The sequence below is a fragment of the Marinomonas sp. AWM4_232 genome, from assembly GCF_056158325.1.
In genome coordinates, this window is record NZ_JBSWTA010000001.1 from 3,000,200 (window position 1) to 3,016,107 (window position 15,908).

Sequence of the window (15,908 nt, forward strand, 5' to 3'; positions counted from 1 at the left end):
ACACTAGCTGTTTGCATTTAATTGCACATATGTTGAGCTATGATTGTGCTAGCGTCAGTCTATTCACATCTCATCTAGAGATTCATAACCGCATAGAAAATAACAAGGAATTGAGAATGGCGAATTACCCTATTTCTGGAGCCTGCCAATGTGGTGGGGTGACATATAAATTACTGACACCACCTAAGTTGATTGCAGCTTGTCATTGTAAGGAATGCCAGAAGTTATCAACCAGTGCATTCAGTATTACAGCCATGGTGGATTTAAAGGATTTAGAGATCTCCGGTGAGCTTCAAGAATGGCGAAGATTAGCAGACAGTGGTAACACTTCCGTCGCAAAGTTTTGTCCAACTTGTGGCAATCGTATCTATCACTTTGATCCCAACAAGCCTAATGACATCAAGCTTAAGCCGTCTACTTTAGAGGATACGTCCATGTTGCAACCATCTGTGCATATTTGGGTCAGTGAAAAGCAGGATTGGTATGAGATCCCCGAGGGTGTGAAAATAGCCCAAAAGCAGACTTGAAGCAGGCCATGAAATCAGGGCGAAATGCCCTGATTTATCATAACGCTTAATCTATTTCGCTAGTGTCGAGGTCCTGGCGCTTTTCAACTTTATGCTGGTCCTCGTTTAGCCCCAGCTTCCAATAGCTAGAGATATAGAGGTTTTGCTTGGCAACGTCGTTGCGCTCACGGAAGTAAGCCCGTAAGGCTCTCATTGAGCTAAATTCACAGGCAGCCCATACAGCAACTGTGCCGTCTAGCCAATCCAAAGCGGTAACATGGCGCAACAACGATTCACTGTCTTCCCCAGGATGGGCATTGATCACCCATTTGATGTCGATGTGTTCGGGCTTAGGCAGTGGTTGGATATCGTCTTCGCTTTGTACCTCAATAATAGCGTAGCCTTTAGCAGTATCTGGAAGTGTCGCTAGGTTGACGCTGATGGCTGGCAATGAGGTCATATCACCAACAAATAACAGCCAATCGGCATCCTCAGAGATTAGCTTTTTAGGCCCAGGGCCTCCTACCGTAATAGTGTCGCCTTGTTGCGCGTGTAGTGCCCAGTGGCAGGCAACACCAGAATCACCGTGTACGGCAAAATCAATATCGAGTTCATCTTGGCGTTGGCGGCGAATGGTATAAGTGCGCATGAGTCGGCTGCCATCAGTGGTAGGGAATACCAGTTTTACATAGCCGCTCTCTTGGTCTGCGGGGAAGTCTGTTAGAGCATCACCGCCTAGTGTTATACGGAGCATGTGCGGAGTGACGAATTGTTTACGCACGACGTGCAGGTCACGCATGGTAGGTTTCGGCATAGTGCACTTCCTTTAATGGTTAATTGAGAATGGCAATCAATCTATCTTAGAGACCTATGAAAGGCAACGAAACAAAGTGTTGCGCGTATTACCCGAAGCTTAGAGGGAGGCGCCACTCCTCTATTTTTAAGTAATACTTTTAAGAAGCGCTTTTGTTTTTTCGATATTCTGGCAAAATCAGCGCCACAATAATAAGTGAAAACAATCCCCCGAAATAAGGTTCCATATGCAAACGCTATTGCGCACCATTTACGATGATGTCAAACCGCTCGTTGGTCAGGGTAAAGTGGCAGATTATATTCCAGCGCTGGCCAGTGTTAATCCCCATCAATTTGGTATTGCGATCTACAGTAATCAAGGTGAGTTATTCCAAATTGGCGACGCCGATGTTCCTTTCTCCATCCAAAGTATCTCCAAAGTGTTTAGTTTGACCTTGGCAATTAAACACTATGGCGCGGACATGTGGCAGCGAGTAGGGCGAGAGCCTTCTGGTTTGCCATTTAACTCTTTGGTACAGCTAGAGTATGAGCATGGTATTCCAAGAAACCCATTTATCAATGCAGGTGCGATTGTCGTCAGTGATATGAACCAATCACGTTTTGCATCACCGCATTACGCTATGCGTGAGTTTGTTAGACGGCTTTCGGGTAATCCCGAATTAAAAACAGATCAAGTGGTAGCGGACTCTGAATACGAGTTTAGGCATCGCAATGCTGCCATGGCTTATTTGATGCAATCTTATGGGAATTTTGAGAATTCGGTTGAAGAAGTGCTTAAAAGTTATTTTTCAAATTGCGCCCTAAGAATGAGTTGCGTTGATTTGGCCAAAGCTTTTAACTTCCTTGCTAACAAAGGCTATTGCTCTATTAGCAAAGAGCAAGTAATTAGTGAACAGGAAACGCGCCAAGTGAATGCGTTGATGGCCACCAGTGGCATGTACGATGAGGCGGGTAGTTTTGCCTTTCAAGTAGGATTGCCAGGCAAGAGTGGGGTAGGCGGAGGTATTGTTGCGATTGTACCGAACCGTTTTTCAATTTGCGTTTGGTCACCAGCGCTCAATAAAGTCGGGAATTCCAGCGCAGGTGTTGCAGCACTGGAATCAATGACTAAACATATCGGTTGGTCAGTTTATTAGTGATTTAGCTTAGCTTTAACACATGTAAAAAAGTCCCGTGAGTACATCAATATTTGCTGAATAAAAGATCTTCGAATGCAAAGTGATTATCGAGCTCTGTTAAGCGATCTTTATAGGCTAAACTGGCCAAAAAAAAGGGGACCAAAGGTCCCCTAAATGAACAACACACTATAAGTTAGTGCGGAACTATTTCGATTAGGGTTTCGCCAGGTGTAACGCGATCCCCTTTTGTGACGTGCACCCCTGCTACTTTGCCTGCAATAGGGGCTTGGATTTCGGTTTCCATTTTCATCGCTTCCGTGATGAGTACAGCTTGGCCAGCGGTGACTTCATCGCCTACGTTTACCAGTACATCCACAATGTTGCCTGGCATCGCTGTCGTAATGTCCCCTGGACCTGATGCTTTGCCGCGTTTGTTGCCTGTGGCAGCACCGCCGTCGTATTCATTCAATGACTCGAATAGTACTTCTTCAGGCATACCGTCTAGCGTTAGGTAAATGTGACGCTTGCCAGAGTTGTCACCACCGACACCGGTGATTTCAACTTGGTATGTTTCGCCATGTACATCAATCTTGAATTCCGTTGAGACACTTGCTGATGCTTTCGCTGTTCCTGCTGCGGCGATAGGTTCTAGTACTTCTGGGACCAAGGTGCCAGCTTCGCGTTGCTCAAGGAACTGCTTACCGATGTCTTGGAACATGGCGTAGGTCAGAACGTCTTCTTCAGACTTAGCCAACTCGCCGATGTCTTTACGCAAGCGCTCCATTTCAGCACCTAGCGCATCCGCAGGACGGCCCTCAATGGGCTGTTCAGAACCGATGGCTTTGGTTCTTACTTCTGGGTTAACGGCCGCTGGTGGGTGTCCATAGCCACCTTGTAGATAGCGTTTCACTTCATTGGTGATGGTCTTGTAGCGCTCGCCTGCCAAGATGTTCATCACAGCTTGGGTTCCAACGATCTGTGAAGTTGGGGTGACAAGGGGAGGGAACCCCAAATCTTCACGGACGCGTGGAATTTCTGCGAAAACATCGCGAATGCGATCCAGCGCTTGCTGCTCTTTAAGCTGGTTAGCAAGGTTTGACATCATGCCGCCCGGTACTTGGTTGATCTGTACTGAGACGTCTTCTTTGGTGAACTCGCTTTCAAATTGGTGGTACTTCTTACGCACCTCTTTGAAGTAATCAGCGATTTCGGTCAGCAATTCTAGGTCTAAGCCAGTGTCCCATTGCGTGCCTTTAAGGGCGGCAACTTGCGACTCAGTTGCTGGGTGGCTGGTACCAGATGCAAACGATGAAATAGCTGTATCAATGTGTTCTGCACCCGCTTCGATGGCTTTTAGCTGACACAATGGTGCTAGGCCTGCAGTCGAGTGGCTGTGTACGAACAGTGGCAGATCAACGTTTGCTTTGATCGCTTTAACTAGGTCGTATGTCGCATAAGGTGTCAGTAGGCCTGCCATGTCTTTGATGGCAATCGAGTCTGCCCCCATTTCTTTCAGAGCTTGAGCTTGCTCTACAAACAGATCCAGAGTGTGCACTGGGCTGGTGGTATAACAGATTGTGCCTTGTGCGTGTTTACCTGCTTTTTTAACCGCTTTGATAGCCGTTTCTAAGTTGCGAAGGTCATTTAAAGCGTCGAAAACACGGAAGACGTCGATGCCATTCTCCGCAGCTTTAGCAACAAACGCTTCGACGACATCATCTGCGTAATGGCGGTAGCCGAGTAGGTTTTGTCCGCGCAGCAGCATTTGTAAGCGAGTATTTGGTAGTGCCTGACGAAGTTGACGTAGGCGTTCCCATGGATCTTCTTTTAGAAAGCGGACGCAGGCGTCGAACGTCGCGCCACCCCAAACTTCAAGGGACCAGAACCCCACAGCGTCCAGCTTGTCACAAATAGGAAGCATATCTTCGGTACGCATACGCGTGGCAATCAAAGACTGGTGTGCATCCCTCAAGATGACGTCTGTTACCTGTACTTTGCTCATTGGTTTTTCTCCTTGTTCTCTTTCTAAACGGCCGCGTGTGCAGCGATGGCTGCTGCGATGGCGAGGGCAATCTCGCTTGGCGCGCGTTTATCAGAGTAATTCAATAGCTCAGGGTGATTCGGTACGAAGCTAGTATTAAAGAAGCCGCTTCTGAACTCTTCATTTTTCAAAATTTCTTGGTAGTAGTTGGCGGTGGTTTTCACACCCATTACACGCATATCCGCTAGTGCACGAGCGCCACGATCCAACGCGTCTTCCCAATTCAGTGCCCAGACCACTAACTTTAGACACATGGAGTCAAAGTACGGTGGAATGGTATAACCAGTGTAGATGGCCGTATCGGTTCGAACGCCAGGGCCGCCTGGTGCGTAGTAACGTGTAATACGACCAAAGCTCGGTAAGAAACTGTTCTTTGGGTCTTCTGCGTTAATTCGAAACTGCAGGGCAAAACCACGGTATGAAATGTCTTCTTGGCGGTAACTCAACGGTAAGCCTGAGGCCACACGAATTTGTTCACGAACAATGTCGACACCAGTAATTTGCTCGGTAATGGTGTGCTCAACCTGTACGCGGGTATTCATCTCCATAAAGTAGATGTCATTGCCCGTGACAAGGAACTCAACTGTTCCAGCATTTTCATAGCCCACTGCTTTAGCGGCTTTCACTGCAAGCTCACCAACATAAGAACGTTGCTCAGGCGTAAGCTGAGGGCTCGGAGCGATCTCGATTAGCTTTTGGTTACGGCGCTGAATAGAGCAATCGCGTTCGTATAGGTGAATCGCTTCGCCTTGGCTGTCTGCCAAAATCTGTACCTCGATGTGTTTAGGATCGACAATACATTTTTCTAAAAATACTTCGGCGGAACCAAACGCTTTGGTTGCTTCAGAAATAACGCGCGGGTATTGGTCGCGTAATTCTTTTTCGCTGTCACAGCGACGGATACCGCGTCCGCCACCACCAGATGTGGCTTTTAGCATCACTGGGTAGCCAATATCGTGAGCCAGCAGTACGGCTTCATCAATATTCGCAAGGTTGTCTTCAGAGCCTGGTGTCACAGGGACACCGGCTGCGATCATACTTTTTCGAGCTTGTGTTTTATCGCCCATTTTTGCGATGACATCGGCCTTTGGGCCAATGAATGTAATGCCACGCTCTTGGCAGATTTGAGCAAACTCAGCATTCTCAGAAAGAAAGCCGTAGCCTGGGTGAATGGCGTCACAGCCTGTTTCCACTGCAAGGTTTACAATGCGTCGAGCATCAAGGTAGCCAGCCAATGGGTCTTCGCCCATGCTATAAGCCTCATCGGCACGCTTAACATGTAGTGCGTGGCGGTCTGGCTCCGTGAAAATTGCTACCGAGCGAATGCCCATTTCGGCACATGCACGAACGATACGTACGGCAATTTCTCCACGGTTAGCAATCAATATTTTCTTCAGCATTTTCCTCTCCATGTGCTCAAATCAAGCATGGCAATTACAGTATTCTAAAGTTACAAAAATAAATAATTGATATTTTTTTGGTAAACCATAAGTATTAGCTTATAGTTAATTAAAAATGATTAGATTTCATAAGGTTGGGTGATGATTTATACACTTGGACAGCTTTTAAATAGGCTTACATTTCGTCAATTGCAGGTGTTTCAGGTGGTTTTTCATAAGCTAAGCTACTCGAAAGCCGCTGAAGAATTGGGATTAACCCAGCCAGCGGTCAGTGCGCAAATGAAGCAATTAGAGGCGGCCCTTGGACAGCCAATGTTTGATTATGTGGGCAAGCAGTTGTATGTGACGCCCGCTGGAGCGCAACTCGAAAAAGTGGTGCGGGAGATTTTCAGTGATTTAGAGACGCTGCAAATGAACTTGTATCAACTAGAAGGGAAGCTTCGTGGTGAATTGCGCTTGTGTGTGATCAGCTCAGCTGAAATCATCGTGCCGTATTTGCTGAAAGGGTTTCTAGAGAAATTCCCTGAAGTAGAGGTTAGGGTGACAGTGTTAAACCGAACCAATGCAACCGATCGCTTGTTGCAAAACCAAGACGATATTGTCATTACTGGCATCGTTCCTGATACACGTTTGCTCAGTCGACAGCCTTTCTATGACAACTTATTGGTGCCAGTTGTTAGAGCGGGACACCCACTGCTGGAGCTGAATGATGTCACGGCGCAAGCGTTTTTTGATGCTGGCTTTTTGCAGCGTGAGGTGGGGTCTGGTTCTCGAGCGGCGATAGAGGGCTTTTGTAAGTCTCAACGCATTCAATTCACGCCAGTGCTTGAATTTGGTTCTAACGAATCAGTGAAGCATGGCGTAATTGCTGGGCTTGGTGTGGCGCTATTGCCCTTTGCCAATGTTATATCAGAATTAAAAACTGGCGTGTTAGTGATGCCGGCGATCAAAGGCTTCCCGATCAAGCGAAGCTGGTGTGCCGTGTATCCTAGTAGCAAACAGCCAACTCCGGTGATGCAGGCATTTCTCGATCATCTTCGAGATGAAGGAGATAAGTGTCTTTCAGAGGAGTTTCGTTACCCGTAAGCGTTAAAACAGATCTTCGCCAAAATGGTGGTCGGTTATGCTCTCATCATCGGTAAACGTCCAAAAATTGATGCTAAATGGAGCGATAACATCGAGTTTTGGTAACTTGGGGAAGTCTTTTAAGTGAACTTTGCCTTTGCGAAACTTGGGAATGACACCATTGATCAAGACCTTCTTGCTAGTTAGTTTATCGGCGGTTAATTCAAAGCGTTTTTTCGGCGCACCAAAAGACTGAAACTTCAAACGATGGGGCTTATTGGTCATGTTAATGATCAGCAAAGTCATGCGATTGGATTTGTGTCCGCCGTGACAGTAGACGATTAACTCTGGATTTTGGCTGCTAACGGCGTAAACCTGCTGCCCCATTAAGCGTTTCCACAGCCAGCTAACCCAAAAATCTGGATTAGGTTTTAGGCTTTCTCGTTGCAATAATCCGTAATCCCCCCCGATGAGAGACTGCCTAATCATGACTTTTTGACCGAGTCTTGCGCCTCTTCCTAATTGATCTGCCCACCAAAAACAGGAAGCAAAACGATCGGATAATTTCGGTTGTCCTCCGCATTGAGCAGAGCCAGATTCACCGGTCCAAAGTTCCGCTTGTGGCTGAAATGCGCGACGATAGTTTTCTAATTGCTTGGAATACACTTCAAAGTCTTTCAGTGATCGAGGATCAAGTAATCGTTCTATACGAGCGCTGCGCGTGCGAATAGGTGATCGTTGGCTCTGAAAAGGGTAATAGTGCCAGTCGACAATATCCAACTGCCCACTCAGCTCTTCCAGAAAAGCGGGTGTAATGTTGGACAGATACTTAATGGTTTCTCCTAAAAAAGGCCAAAAGGCACTGCCAGGGCCCGCGATGCGACTTTGTGGACTGAGCAAGCGAACTTGATTAATGAAGCGCTGGTAATCGAGCACCAACTGCTTGGCTCGCGGTTGTGCGCTGAGTCCATGGAAAGCCCAGTAGGCGTTTAGTTCGTTGCCCAATTCACACACATCAATATTAACTCCTCGCTGTTGTGTGTATTGCAGCAGAGCCGCACAGTCGGTGCCGTTCCAGTTGCCGTGTTGTTTACGATCAAAGGCGCCATATTTAAAGGTGAACATGAATTTTAGTTCATGCTCTTTAATGAATTGAATCAGTCGATTCCAAATCGCTTCACTGAGTTCAGGCTCTTTCTCATTGGGAAGTTCGTGGGAACAAAAGTAATGAATGGTGTCAGCTTCTGAGCCGCCCACTCTTAAATAAGCAGGGGATAAATGTTTGACGTATTGACTAAGTTTGGGGTGCTCCAATGGTAATGGCGGCACGCGTACTGTACCAAGCCCACGACTGGAACGATCACTGCCTTCCCACCACTGCCCCCCAATAATCAGAGAAATATCAATGGAGAAAGACAAATAGCGCTCGTCAACTTGATGTACCGGAGCCGCTTGTTCCAGCTTTATCGTATTAATGGGGCGCGCACGTGAAGTGATGGCACGTCGAAACAGATTATAAGCCATGAAAATCTCCAAACTGAGGGATCAGTTTGCCGAGAATGTATGACAGGCTTGTGACGTTTATAAAGAGGGATGATAAGCAATATTCATAACAACATTAGAAAAACTCACCTGAACTGAGAGCGTGGCGGTTGCATTGAAATGTAATTCAGCCAATGATTTAACTATCCCCTTAACCAGAATAACAAAGAGAGTTGCAGTGAACACTGTCGTCAATCCCTACGGGTTAACCATGCATACCCAGCGCGATGCGCTTTATGCAGAGTTGCATTCCCGACCTTTCCAAGTCATTTCCAGTACTGCAAGAGTGAGTTATCTAGCAGTCATGATGAATGGCGAGCAAAAGAAACAAGACTTCCAGCATTTTATCGGCTTATATCAACGCTATGGTGTTGTGCCCCCTGCGCAAGATTCCGTGTGCCTTGAAGTCAGTTTTGGGGATGTTCGTATTCGACGTGAGTCCCATTTAGAGTTTATCTCTTACACCATTATTAACGAAGGAGCACCATTTTTAGCGGACCCGTTTGCCAACAATGGCTTGAGCTGTTTACCAAAAGATTGGGTAGGAGGTATGGTCGGAACTGTGGTGTCGGCTTTCCATGTCGCCATCGAAGACGCGAGGCAGCAACCAGAGCCAGAGTTGGCTCAAGTTAAATCTTACTTTGAGGGAATGCGTTTAGTAGGCAGCCGACCTCAAAATGGTGATGCTCAGGTTTGGACGACTTTTCAGGTGCACAGTGATGGTTGTGGCCGCACTTTAGTCTACAACCGTAATATGAGTGACAGCCAGCTCGGTCGTATGGTGCAGCGCTTAATTGAGATCGAATCATACCGTCTGTTTGCTTTGTTGGGGCTTCCGATGGCCCGCTATTACAATCAGCGTTTGGCTAACATGGATCAAAAGCTGGCTGATTTAACCGCGCAGCTTGCCGAGACGAAAGACGAAATCGATGAACAAGAAGTGTTAGAGCAGATTATTGATATGGCGGCTTGGGTTGAGGCGGCTCGCGCTAAAACTACATTTCGGTTTAGCGCCACGTCTGCCTACCACGACTTAGTTTTAAAACGCCTTGCAGAATTAAAAGAAGATGAAGTTTCGGGGCATTTAACCATTACTGAGTTTATGACTCGTCGCTTAACGCCAGCGGTGCGAACCTGTAAAGCGACTAGTGAGCACTTAGAAAACCTCTCACGGCGGATTGACCGAGTTTCAGACATGATGCGAACCCGCGTTGAAATGTCTATTCAGTCACAAAATCAACATTTGCTCGCATCAATGGATCGCCGTTCAAAAATTCAGCTGGCCATGCAACATACGGTTGAAGGACTGTCTGTAGCCGCCATTTCCTATTACAGCATTGGCTTGCTGAAATATTTGATTGAAGCCGTTTACGACAATGGAGCGCCCATTAATAAAAGCTTAGCGGTTGGGATAACGGTACCCCTGGTAATTGGTGGGGTGTGGTGGGCGACTCGCCGTATCCACAAACGCTTTCTTAAGTTAGCAAAAGAGTAGTCGTCAGCTTTAGTACGTAATTGGTTTCACATAAATAAGCAACAGCCCTGTCATTTACATGATGACAGGGCTGTTTTATTTGAGTTATCGGCTTAAAGCAGCGTAGGCTACTTGGAAAGCACCTTCTTGAAATGCGCGTAGACCTGTTTCTGAAAAAGAAATTGGGATCGGGTTTTCTTTGATAATTTCTTTCATGGTCGCATTATTAATAAGTTCGACGTTCAATCCTTCGATTAGTTGAACCGCTGCTTCAATTTTAAAGCCAACAGCACCGCCTGCAAACTTACCTTTGGTTGGGCGCTCGCGAATGATCGCTTGCTCAACTTTATAATCCTCAAACAGCTTTTTCAGTGTAAATTGAAATTTACGCACAGCCTCGGCATCGTTCGGGTGCTGCAAAGCGTGGCGCACTTGGCGGCAGTCAGGAAGCTGAAAAAAACCATCTTCTTTTGATAGAAGGCATAAGATAATTTCGCTGCCTTTGATTTCGATACCACATGTGATCATAGCTAATGTCCTAGTACTTAGTGTGTGGCCATTATGCCATATCTGCAGTCATTTATAACGAGTCCTTCATGATCGGCAGACGGGTGGTGTATTTGATTTCTTCCATGGCAAAACTCGAGGACACATCTGTTAGGCCGTCAATGTCTTTTATTAAGGTTTTGTAGAACAGGTCGAAGGCATGAATGTCCTTAGCGACGACCCTTAGCAAATAGTCCCATTCTCCAGACATGCGATAACAGTTTACGACCTCATCAAAGGCCGTGATGTGCTCAGAAAACCGAGTGAGCCATTCGTTGTCATGGCGCATGGTTTTAATGTGGACGAAAACAGAGATTCCCAATTGGATCTTGCTGCCATCCAATAACGCTACTCGAGACTTAATAATACCGTCTTCTTCCATGCGTTTGATGCGCTTCCAGCAGGGAGTGGTCGACAGGTTAACTCGCTCAGCAATGTCTTGAATGGAAACTGTACAATCACGCTGCAACATATCGAGAATGATAAGGTCTACTTTATCCATAAAAATTTTTTCTAATAATTTTCTTTTGAGAGGAATATTTTTCTAAATTATGTGTTTTTTAGGAACAAAATAGCAACTCGATTTTTTCTCATCAAGATACAGTATTAGCCATTCGCTAAAACGCTTTGGAGGTTGAATGATGAGTTGGATTGGTGATGCGATCGATAAAATTAATGCTGACTATCAGCGTTCTTCAGATACCCATTTGATCAAGTTAGAAGGTCTGGGGTTTGATGGGATTGATATTTATTTAAAGGATGAAAGCACCCACCCCACAGGGAGTCTGAAACATCGCTTAGCTCGTTCTTTGTTTTTATATGCACTGTGTAACGGCAAGATAAAACAAGGCACAACCATCGTTGAGGCGTCATCTGGAAGTACAGCGGTGTCAGAGGCGTATTTTGCACGAATGTTAGGGTTGCCTTTCATTGCCGTTATGCCAAGCACCACAGCCCAAAGCAAAATTCGTCAAATAGAGCTTTACGGTGGCCAGTGCCATTTTGTTTCTTGTGCAACCTTGATGCATGAAGAAGCCATTCGGGTGGCACAACAAACGGGTGGCTATTTTATGGATCAATTTCTTTATGCGGAAAGGGCGACTGATTGGCGGGGGAGCAATAACATTGCTGAGAGTATGTTTGGGCAAATGGTGCTTGAGCCACACCCTGTTCCTCATACGGTTATCATGGGGGCCGGGACAGGTGGGACATCCGCAACCATAGGTCGTTTTATTCGCTATAAAGGGCTAAATACCCGTCTAGTGGTGGTCGACCCTGAGTATTCAGCTTTTTATGATATTTATCATTTAAAAAACAATGAGATCCAAACTGGTCGAGGGAGTCGTATTGAAGGAATAGGTAGACCTAAATTAGAGGCATCTTTCCTCCCCGATGTTATTAGTGACGTATGGAGAGTGCCAGACGCTGCAAGCGTTGCAACCATTCATTGGTTGTATCAATTAACGGGCCGTAAGGCTGGCCCTTCTACAGGAACCAATTTATGGGGCGCATTGAATGTTGCGCAAAGCATGCAATCGAAGGGTGAAAAGGGGTCAATTGTGACGTTAATGTGCGATGGCGGTGAACGTTATTCACAGACATATTTTGATCTTGATTGGGTGGCTAAGGAAATTGGTTCGATAGAATCGTATCTCACGCATTTAAACAATCTCACGTGAATTGCTTAAATGCATGTTGGGGCTTAGCGCTTTATACAAACAAAAATGGCATTGCCAGTTTGGTTGCTCCAAGCATTTAGTTTGTCGTAGTCATGTTCAAAAATATGTACTTCAAAATGCTGCTCTAGAAGCGCACTCAATTCAATGAAGTCAATTGCCACCATAGTGTGATTGTCTTGCCAGACTTCGACTTGGTCACCTGCGGTCTTCTGTACACTTAGGCGCAGACGCTGTTGTGAGCCGTGACCTTGGTAGAACCATCCCGAACGAAAGTCAAAACGGTCACCTTCAGAATATACGGAATGTGCAGTAGACGACTGATTGTTGATAAAGCGCTTGTCGACGGCGTTAAAACAAAATAATCCACTTGGTGCTAAGGCATTATTCACCGCTTCAATGCACAGAGATAAAGGTTGTAAATCCCCGCAGTAATGTAGCGAATATAGGAAGCAGGTAATTAAGTCGACAGGTTGATCAACTTCAAAGCTGCACATATTTTGCAGGCTGAAGTCAGCCTCGGGACAGCGTACCTTTGCTTTATCCAGCATCGGTTGGTTCAGGTCTAGGCCTTGGCTTTGATAGCCTTTATCTAGAAAGTGACGGATATGAGGGCCTGTTCCGCAAGCGAGGTCTAGGTGCTGAATACCACCATTGCCAAACATGCGGTTTAGGCGAGCAATCGAATCGCTTTGTGCTTGATAATTTATGTCTGCACACATCAAATCATAGTAGGCTGACAAGTCAGTATAGAGAACAGTTTCAGGCATAGTGTCAGCTCTGTAAGATAAAAAGGTGCGCCATACTAGTCTTGCTTCGAAGAGAAAGCGAGAAAAAATTCGCTAAAAACGCAATGGGAGAAATTATGTTTATTGCAATGAATCGATTTAAGATCAAACTGGGTTGTGAGCAAGAGTTTATCGATATTTGGAAAGGTCGAGACTCCTACCTAAACGAAGTGCCAGGCTTTAAATCGTTTAATCTCTTAAAGGGACCGACAACAGAGGAGTACACGCTGTTCTCATCTCATGCTACTTGGGAATCAAAAGAAGCGTTTGAAGCTTGGACTAAATCTGAGGCATTTCGAAAAGCACACGCCAATGCAGGCAGTCGTCGTGACATTTACCTTGGGCATCCACAGCTAGAGTGCTTTGAAGCGGTTTTATAGGCTCTATTTAATCTGACGTCTAGCAGGCAAAATATTGTAAGTCGACTAGGGTTTGCATGGCTTTAAAGTATTGTTGGTAGTGATTCACCGCTAAATCCTGAGCAGTGCTTGATAGTGACAGCATTCCTATAAGCACTGCCGTCGCAACGATGAGAAAGCTTTTCTTCGCTCCGAAGCGGCTAGAATGTTTCGTTTGCATTGAGTGCCCTCAAAATTAGGATGGTGGGTAAATGCTCAGGCTAGCAAGCTTTACATACCAGTATAATTGAGGGGCTTGCATTAGGCGAGAGCCGTTTTTTCCTCTCGCGTTATCGCTTTGCAGAACATTCGTGTAACGAATGTGCCAATAATGGGGACTTCAGTGTCGTTGTAGTTTTGTGCAAGTGTTATGGAGCATTAGGCATGCATCATTGACGGTCTGCACCGTATGATTTTTATCATTGAGTTCAATCAAGATCCATTTGATATAGATTAGAGGTGTTATATGAAAACGGTCGGTTATGCAGCGCATTCAAGTGAAGCCAACATGGTGCCTTATCATTTTGAGCGACGTGAACTTCGCTCAAATGATGTGGCGATAGAGATTATATATTCTGGTGTGTGTCACTCTGACTTGCACACCGTGAATGGTGACTGGGGACCACAACCTTATCCACTTGTACCAGGTCATGAGATTGTGGGGGTTGTGCAATCTGTCGGCGCGGATGTCACTCAATATAAAGTGGGTGATCAAGTTGCGGTGGGTTGTATGGTAGACAGCTGCCAAGAATGTGATCAATGCCATAATCATGAAGAGCAATACTGTCGTGAAGGTATGACAGGTACGTACGGTTTCCCTGATCGCATTTCGGGTGAAACCACGCAAGGTGGGTATTCTAAGCATATTGTAGTACGTGAAGAGTTCGTATTGCGTATCCCAGAAGGCATGGATTTATCTAAATCCGCACCGATTTTGTGTGCAGGTATCACCACTTATTCACCACTTCGTACATGGGGTGTAAAGGAAGGCTCACGTGTTGGTGTGATCGGTCTAGGTGGCCTTGGTCACATGGCGGTTAAGTTAGCTGTCGCGATGGGAGCTGATGTAACGGTGATCAGTCGTTCGACTAAAAAAGAAACGGAAGCAAAAGCGCTTGGCGCAAAAGGTATACTAGCGTCCACTGACGAGGAAGCGATGACTGCGGCCGCGAACGCTTTTGATCTGATCATTGATACGGTTCCTACGGCGCATGACATCAATGCTTACACACCACTGCTGGATGTGGATGGCTCTCTTGTGATTGTTGGGCAAGTCGGTCCAACTGGCGAACTGAATAGCATGCCAATGATCTTTGGTCGTCGTCGTGTGGCAGGTTCACTGATTGGCGGCATTGCGGAAACGCAGGAAGTGTTGGATTTTTGTGCAAAACACAACATCTATCCTGAGTGCGAGATGATTCAAATGGATCAGATCAACGAAGCCTTCAAACGCATGGAGCAGGGTGAAATGGCACATCGCTTTGTCATTGATATGTCATCATTAGACGTTGCATAAATTCTGTATTCTGCATAAGAAATAAGATGAGCGCGTAGGCTGACAGAGTTTTTATGTTGGTCTACGCGACGTTTTTATATAGGTTGTTTTCAGTTACCCGTTAGAACAGGCCACTTTGATGGAATCACGAGATACTTCTCCCAATGAACATGTGCAATCATTAACAGCGCTACTTGGTGAAGTGGTGACCTATGATGGATTTTTTGAAATCGTAGAAGGCTTTGTTAACGTCACTCGGGCGACTCAAACAGGAAAAGAGCAGACCCATTTATTTGCGCAGCCGAGTATTTGCATTGTCCCGCAAGGGGCTAAAGTCTTTTCTGTTATGCAAGATGACCTCTCCTATGTGGAAGATCACACCAATATGGTGGTGTATTCCGCCGAAGTGCCGATCAGTTTTACAATTTCTCAGGCATCCACTGCTGAACCTTATTACTGCTTAATGATTCCACTTCACTCTGATCGCATTCGAGATCTCAGCGCGAGAATTTTTACGCAAGGTATGCCTCGTTCCGAGAACCTTAAAGCGGTTTACATAAACGACTTAGACGTCAATATTGTCAAAACCTCTATACGATTATTTGAAGTGATCAAACAGCAGCAAGCCATAGACCTGCTGGTGCCACATTTAATTGATGAGATTTTGATGCGCTTGTTGCTGAGTCCAGTGGGGGCTTCGATTGCGCAGCTCGGTGTCGCCGATTCTCACGCCGAAAAAGTGGTGCGAGCCATTACTTGGATTAAGCAGAATTACTTTGAAACGATGACTGTGGCTGACTTGGCGCAGCGGTCCGGAATGAGCGTGTCATCCTTCCACACTCATTTTAAGTCCATTACGTCGATGAGTCCGCTGCAATACCAAAAAATGGTGCGCTTGCAACAAGCAAGAACACTGCTGAAAAGTCGCATTCGAGATGTCAGCAGTGCCGCTTATGAAGTGGGCTATACCAGCACTTCACAATTCAGTCGTGAATATTCTAGAGCGTTTGGTGTCGCGCCTAGCCGTGATATTTTGTAATCGATTC

Annotated in this window: 16 protein-coding genes; 8 read left to right on the forward strand and 8 right to left on the reverse strand. The window is 46.0% G+C overall.

All coding sequences use genetic code 11. From position 1 onward, the window contains the following. Positions 1-116 precede the first annotated feature (116 nt). Positions 117-527: a GFA family protein gene (locus tag ACXAC1_RS14200; protein ID WP_475062258.1), complete on the forward strand. Its 411-nt coding sequence runs from the start codon at positions 117-119 to the stop codon at positions 525-527. A gap of 46 nt (positions 528-573) precedes the next feature. On the opposite strand, the gene ACXAC1_RS14205 is transcribed toward ACXAC1_RS14200, so the two are convergent. Beyond that, positions 574-1,320 carry a siderophore-interacting protein gene (locus ACXAC1_RS14205; protein ID WP_475062260.1) on the reverse strand — a complete coding sequence of 249 codons (747 nt, stop codon included), beginning with the start codon at positions 1,318-1,320 and terminating at the stop codon, positions 574-576. A 226-nt stretch (positions 1,321-1,546) separates the two neighbouring features. On the opposite strand from ACXAC1_RS14205, the gene glsB reads away from it, so the two are divergent. Next, positions 1,547-2,455, forward strand: coding sequence for a glutaminase B (gene glsB / locus ACXAC1_RS14210; RefSeq protein ID WP_475062261.1), 909 nt, complete (start codon positions 1,547-1,549; stop codon positions 2,453-2,455). A gap of 175 nt (positions 2,456-2,630) precedes the next feature. Here the strand turns inward: glsB and oadA are convergent, their stop codons facing one another. Together oadA and ACXAC1_RS14220 are read right to left on the reverse strand one after the other, a co-directional pair. Then, on the reverse strand, positions 2,631-4,439 hold the full coding sequence (gene oadA / locus ACXAC1_RS14215) for a sodium-extruding oxaloacetate decarboxylase subunit alpha (RefSeq protein WP_133563939.1): 1,809 nt from the start codon (positions 4,437-4,439) through the stop codon (positions 2,631-2,633). 23 nt (positions 4,440-4,462) lie between these two features. Beyond that, positions 4,463-5,878, reverse strand: coding sequence for an acetyl-CoA carboxylase biotin carboxylase subunit (locus ACXAC1_RS14220; protein WP_475062262.1), 1,416 nt, complete (start codon positions 5,876-5,878; stop codon positions 4,463-4,465). A gap of 141 nt (positions 5,879-6,019) precedes the next feature. Between ACXAC1_RS14220 and ACXAC1_RS14225 the strand changes: the two genes are divergently transcribed. Further along, positions 6,020-6,964 (forward strand): LysR family transcriptional regulator, encoded by a 945-nt coding sequence (locus tag ACXAC1_RS14225; RefSeq protein ID WP_475062263.1) that lies wholly within the window; start codon positions 6,020-6,022, stop codon positions 6,962-6,964. A gap of 3 nt (positions 6,965-6,967) precedes the next feature. Here ACXAC1_RS14225 and ACXAC1_RS14230 read toward each other — a convergent pair whose 3' ends face one another. Beyond that, positions 6,968-8,467 (reverse strand): glycosyl hydrolase family 79 N-terminal domain-containing protein, encoded by a 1,500-nt coding sequence (locus ACXAC1_RS14230; RefSeq protein WP_475062265.1) that lies wholly within the window; start codon positions 8,465-8,467, stop codon positions 6,968-6,970. 196 nt (positions 8,468-8,663) lie between these two features. On the opposite strand from ACXAC1_RS14230, the gene ACXAC1_RS14235 reads away from it, so the two are divergent. After that, positions 8,664-9,980 (forward strand): DUF3422 family protein, encoded by a 1,317-nt coding sequence (locus tag ACXAC1_RS14235; protein ID WP_475062266.1) that lies wholly within the window; start codon positions 8,664-8,666, stop codon positions 9,978-9,980. 84 nt (positions 9,981-10,064) lie between these two features. On the opposite strand, the gene ACXAC1_RS14240 is transcribed toward ACXAC1_RS14235, so the two are convergent. Together ACXAC1_RS14240 and ACXAC1_RS14245 are read right to left on the reverse strand one after the other, a co-directional pair. Next, entirely contained in the window at positions 10,065-10,487 is a 423-nt protein-coding gene (locus ACXAC1_RS14240) for a DUF3010 family protein (protein WP_133563953.1), read from the reverse strand. A gap of 52 nt (positions 10,488-10,539) precedes the next feature. Then, complete coding sequence (locus ACXAC1_RS14245) at positions 10,540-11,007, reverse strand: Lrp/AsnC family transcriptional regulator (RefSeq protein ID WP_475062268.1); 468 nt, start codon at positions 11,005-11,007, stop codon at positions 10,540-10,542. A 136-nt stretch (positions 11,008-11,143) separates the two neighbouring features. On the opposite strand from ACXAC1_RS14245, the gene ACXAC1_RS14250 reads away from it, so the two are divergent. Next, positions 11,144-12,184, forward strand: a complete 1,041-nt coding sequence (locus tag ACXAC1_RS14250; protein WP_475062270.1) for a PLP-dependent cysteine synthase family protein — start codon at positions 11,144-11,146, stop codon at positions 12,182-12,184. A gap of 23 nt (positions 12,185-12,207) precedes the next feature. Here ACXAC1_RS14250 and ACXAC1_RS14255 read toward each other — a convergent pair whose 3' ends face one another. After that, positions 12,208-12,951, reverse strand: a complete 744-nt coding sequence (locus tag ACXAC1_RS14255) for a class I SAM-dependent DNA methyltransferase (RefSeq protein ID WP_475062272.1) — start codon at positions 12,949-12,951, stop codon at positions 12,208-12,210. 95 nt (positions 12,952-13,046) lie between these two features. Between ACXAC1_RS14255 and hmuQ the strand changes: the two genes are divergently transcribed. Further along, complete coding sequence (gene hmuQ / locus ACXAC1_RS14260) at positions 13,047-13,349, forward strand: heme-degrading protein HmuQ (protein ID WP_475062274.1); 303 nt, start codon at positions 13,047-13,049, stop codon at positions 13,347-13,349. 19 nt (positions 13,350-13,368) lie between these two features. On the opposite strand, the gene ACXAC1_RS14265 is transcribed toward hmuQ, so the two are convergent. Continuing rightward, a complete protein-coding gene (locus ACXAC1_RS14265; protein ID WP_475062275.1) occupies positions 13,369-13,548 on the reverse strand; it encodes a hypothetical protein in 180 nt (59 codons plus the stop codon). A gap of 285 nt (positions 13,549-13,833) precedes the next feature. Between ACXAC1_RS14265 and ACXAC1_RS14270 the strand changes: the two genes are divergently transcribed. Together ACXAC1_RS14270 and ACXAC1_RS14275 are read left to right on the forward strand one after the other, a co-directional pair. After that, positions 13,834-14,883, forward strand: a complete 1,050-nt coding sequence (locus tag ACXAC1_RS14270; protein WP_475062277.1) for an NAD(P)-dependent alcohol dehydrogenase — start codon at positions 13,834-13,836, stop codon at positions 14,881-14,883. A 118-nt stretch (positions 14,884-15,001) separates the two neighbouring features. Continuing rightward, a complete protein-coding gene (locus ACXAC1_RS14275; protein ID WP_475062279.1) occupies positions 15,002-15,901 on the forward strand; it encodes an AraC family transcriptional regulator in 900 nt (299 codons plus the stop codon). The last annotated feature ends 7 nt before the right edge of the window (positions 15,902-15,908 follow it).

What these genes read in the sequence shown, in the direction of transcription:
- ACXAC1_RS14200 (WP_475062258.1), top strand. Translation starts at nt 117, where the DNA reads ATGGCGAATTACCCTATTTCTGGAGCCTGCCAATGTGGTGGGGTGACA.
- ACXAC1_RS14205 (WP_475062260.1), bottom strand. Translation starts at nt 1,320, where the DNA reads ATGCCGAAACCTACCATGCGTGACCTGCACGTCGTGCGTAAACAATTC.
- glsB (WP_475062261.1), top strand. Translation starts at nt 1,547, where the DNA reads ATGCAAACGCTATTGCGCACCATTTACGATGATGTCAAACCGCTCGTT.
- oadA (WP_133563939.1), bottom strand. Translation starts at nt 4,439, where the DNA reads ATGAGCAAAGTACAGGTAACAGACGTCATCTTGAGGGATGCACACCAG.
- ACXAC1_RS14220 (WP_475062262.1), bottom strand. Translation starts at nt 5,878, where the DNA reads ATGCTGAAGAAAATATTGATTGCTAACCGTGGAGAAATTGCCGTACGT.
- ACXAC1_RS14225 (WP_475062263.1), top strand. Translation starts at nt 6,020, where the DNA reads ATGATTTATACACTTGGACAGCTTTTAAATAGGCTTACATTTCGTCAA.
- ACXAC1_RS14230 (WP_475062265.1), bottom strand. Translation starts at nt 8,467, where the DNA reads ATGGCTTATAATCTGTTTCGACGTGCCATCACTTCACGTGCGCGCCCC.
- ACXAC1_RS14240 (WP_133563953.1), bottom strand. Translation starts at nt 10,487, where the DNA reads ATGATCACATGTGGTATCGAAATCAAAGGCAGCGAAATTATCTTATGC.
- ACXAC1_RS14245 (WP_475062268.1), bottom strand. Translation starts at nt 11,007, where the DNA reads ATGGATAAAGTAGACCTTATCATTCTCGATATGTTGCAGCGTGATTGT.
- ACXAC1_RS14250 (WP_475062270.1), top strand. Translation starts at nt 11,144, where the DNA reads ATGATGAGTTGGATTGGTGATGCGATCGATAAAATTAATGCTGACTAT.
- ACXAC1_RS14255 (WP_475062272.1), bottom strand. Translation starts at nt 12,951, where the DNA reads ATGCCTGAAACTGTTCTCTATACTGACTTGTCAGCCTACTATGATTTG.
- hmuQ (WP_475062274.1), top strand. Translation starts at nt 13,047, where the DNA reads ATGTTTATTGCAATGAATCGATTTAAGATCAAACTGGGTTGTGAGCAA.
- ACXAC1_RS14265 (WP_475062275.1), bottom strand. Translation starts at nt 13,548, where the DNA reads ATGCAAACGAAACATTCTAGCCGCTTCGGAGCGAAGAAAAGCTTTCTC.
- ACXAC1_RS14270 (WP_475062277.1), top strand. Translation starts at nt 13,834, where the DNA reads ATGAAAACGGTCGGTTATGCAGCGCATTCAAGTGAAGCCAACATGGTG.
- ACXAC1_RS14275 (WP_475062279.1), top strand. Translation starts at nt 15,002, where the DNA reads ATGGAATCACGAGATACTTCTCCCAATGAACATGTGCAATCATTAACA.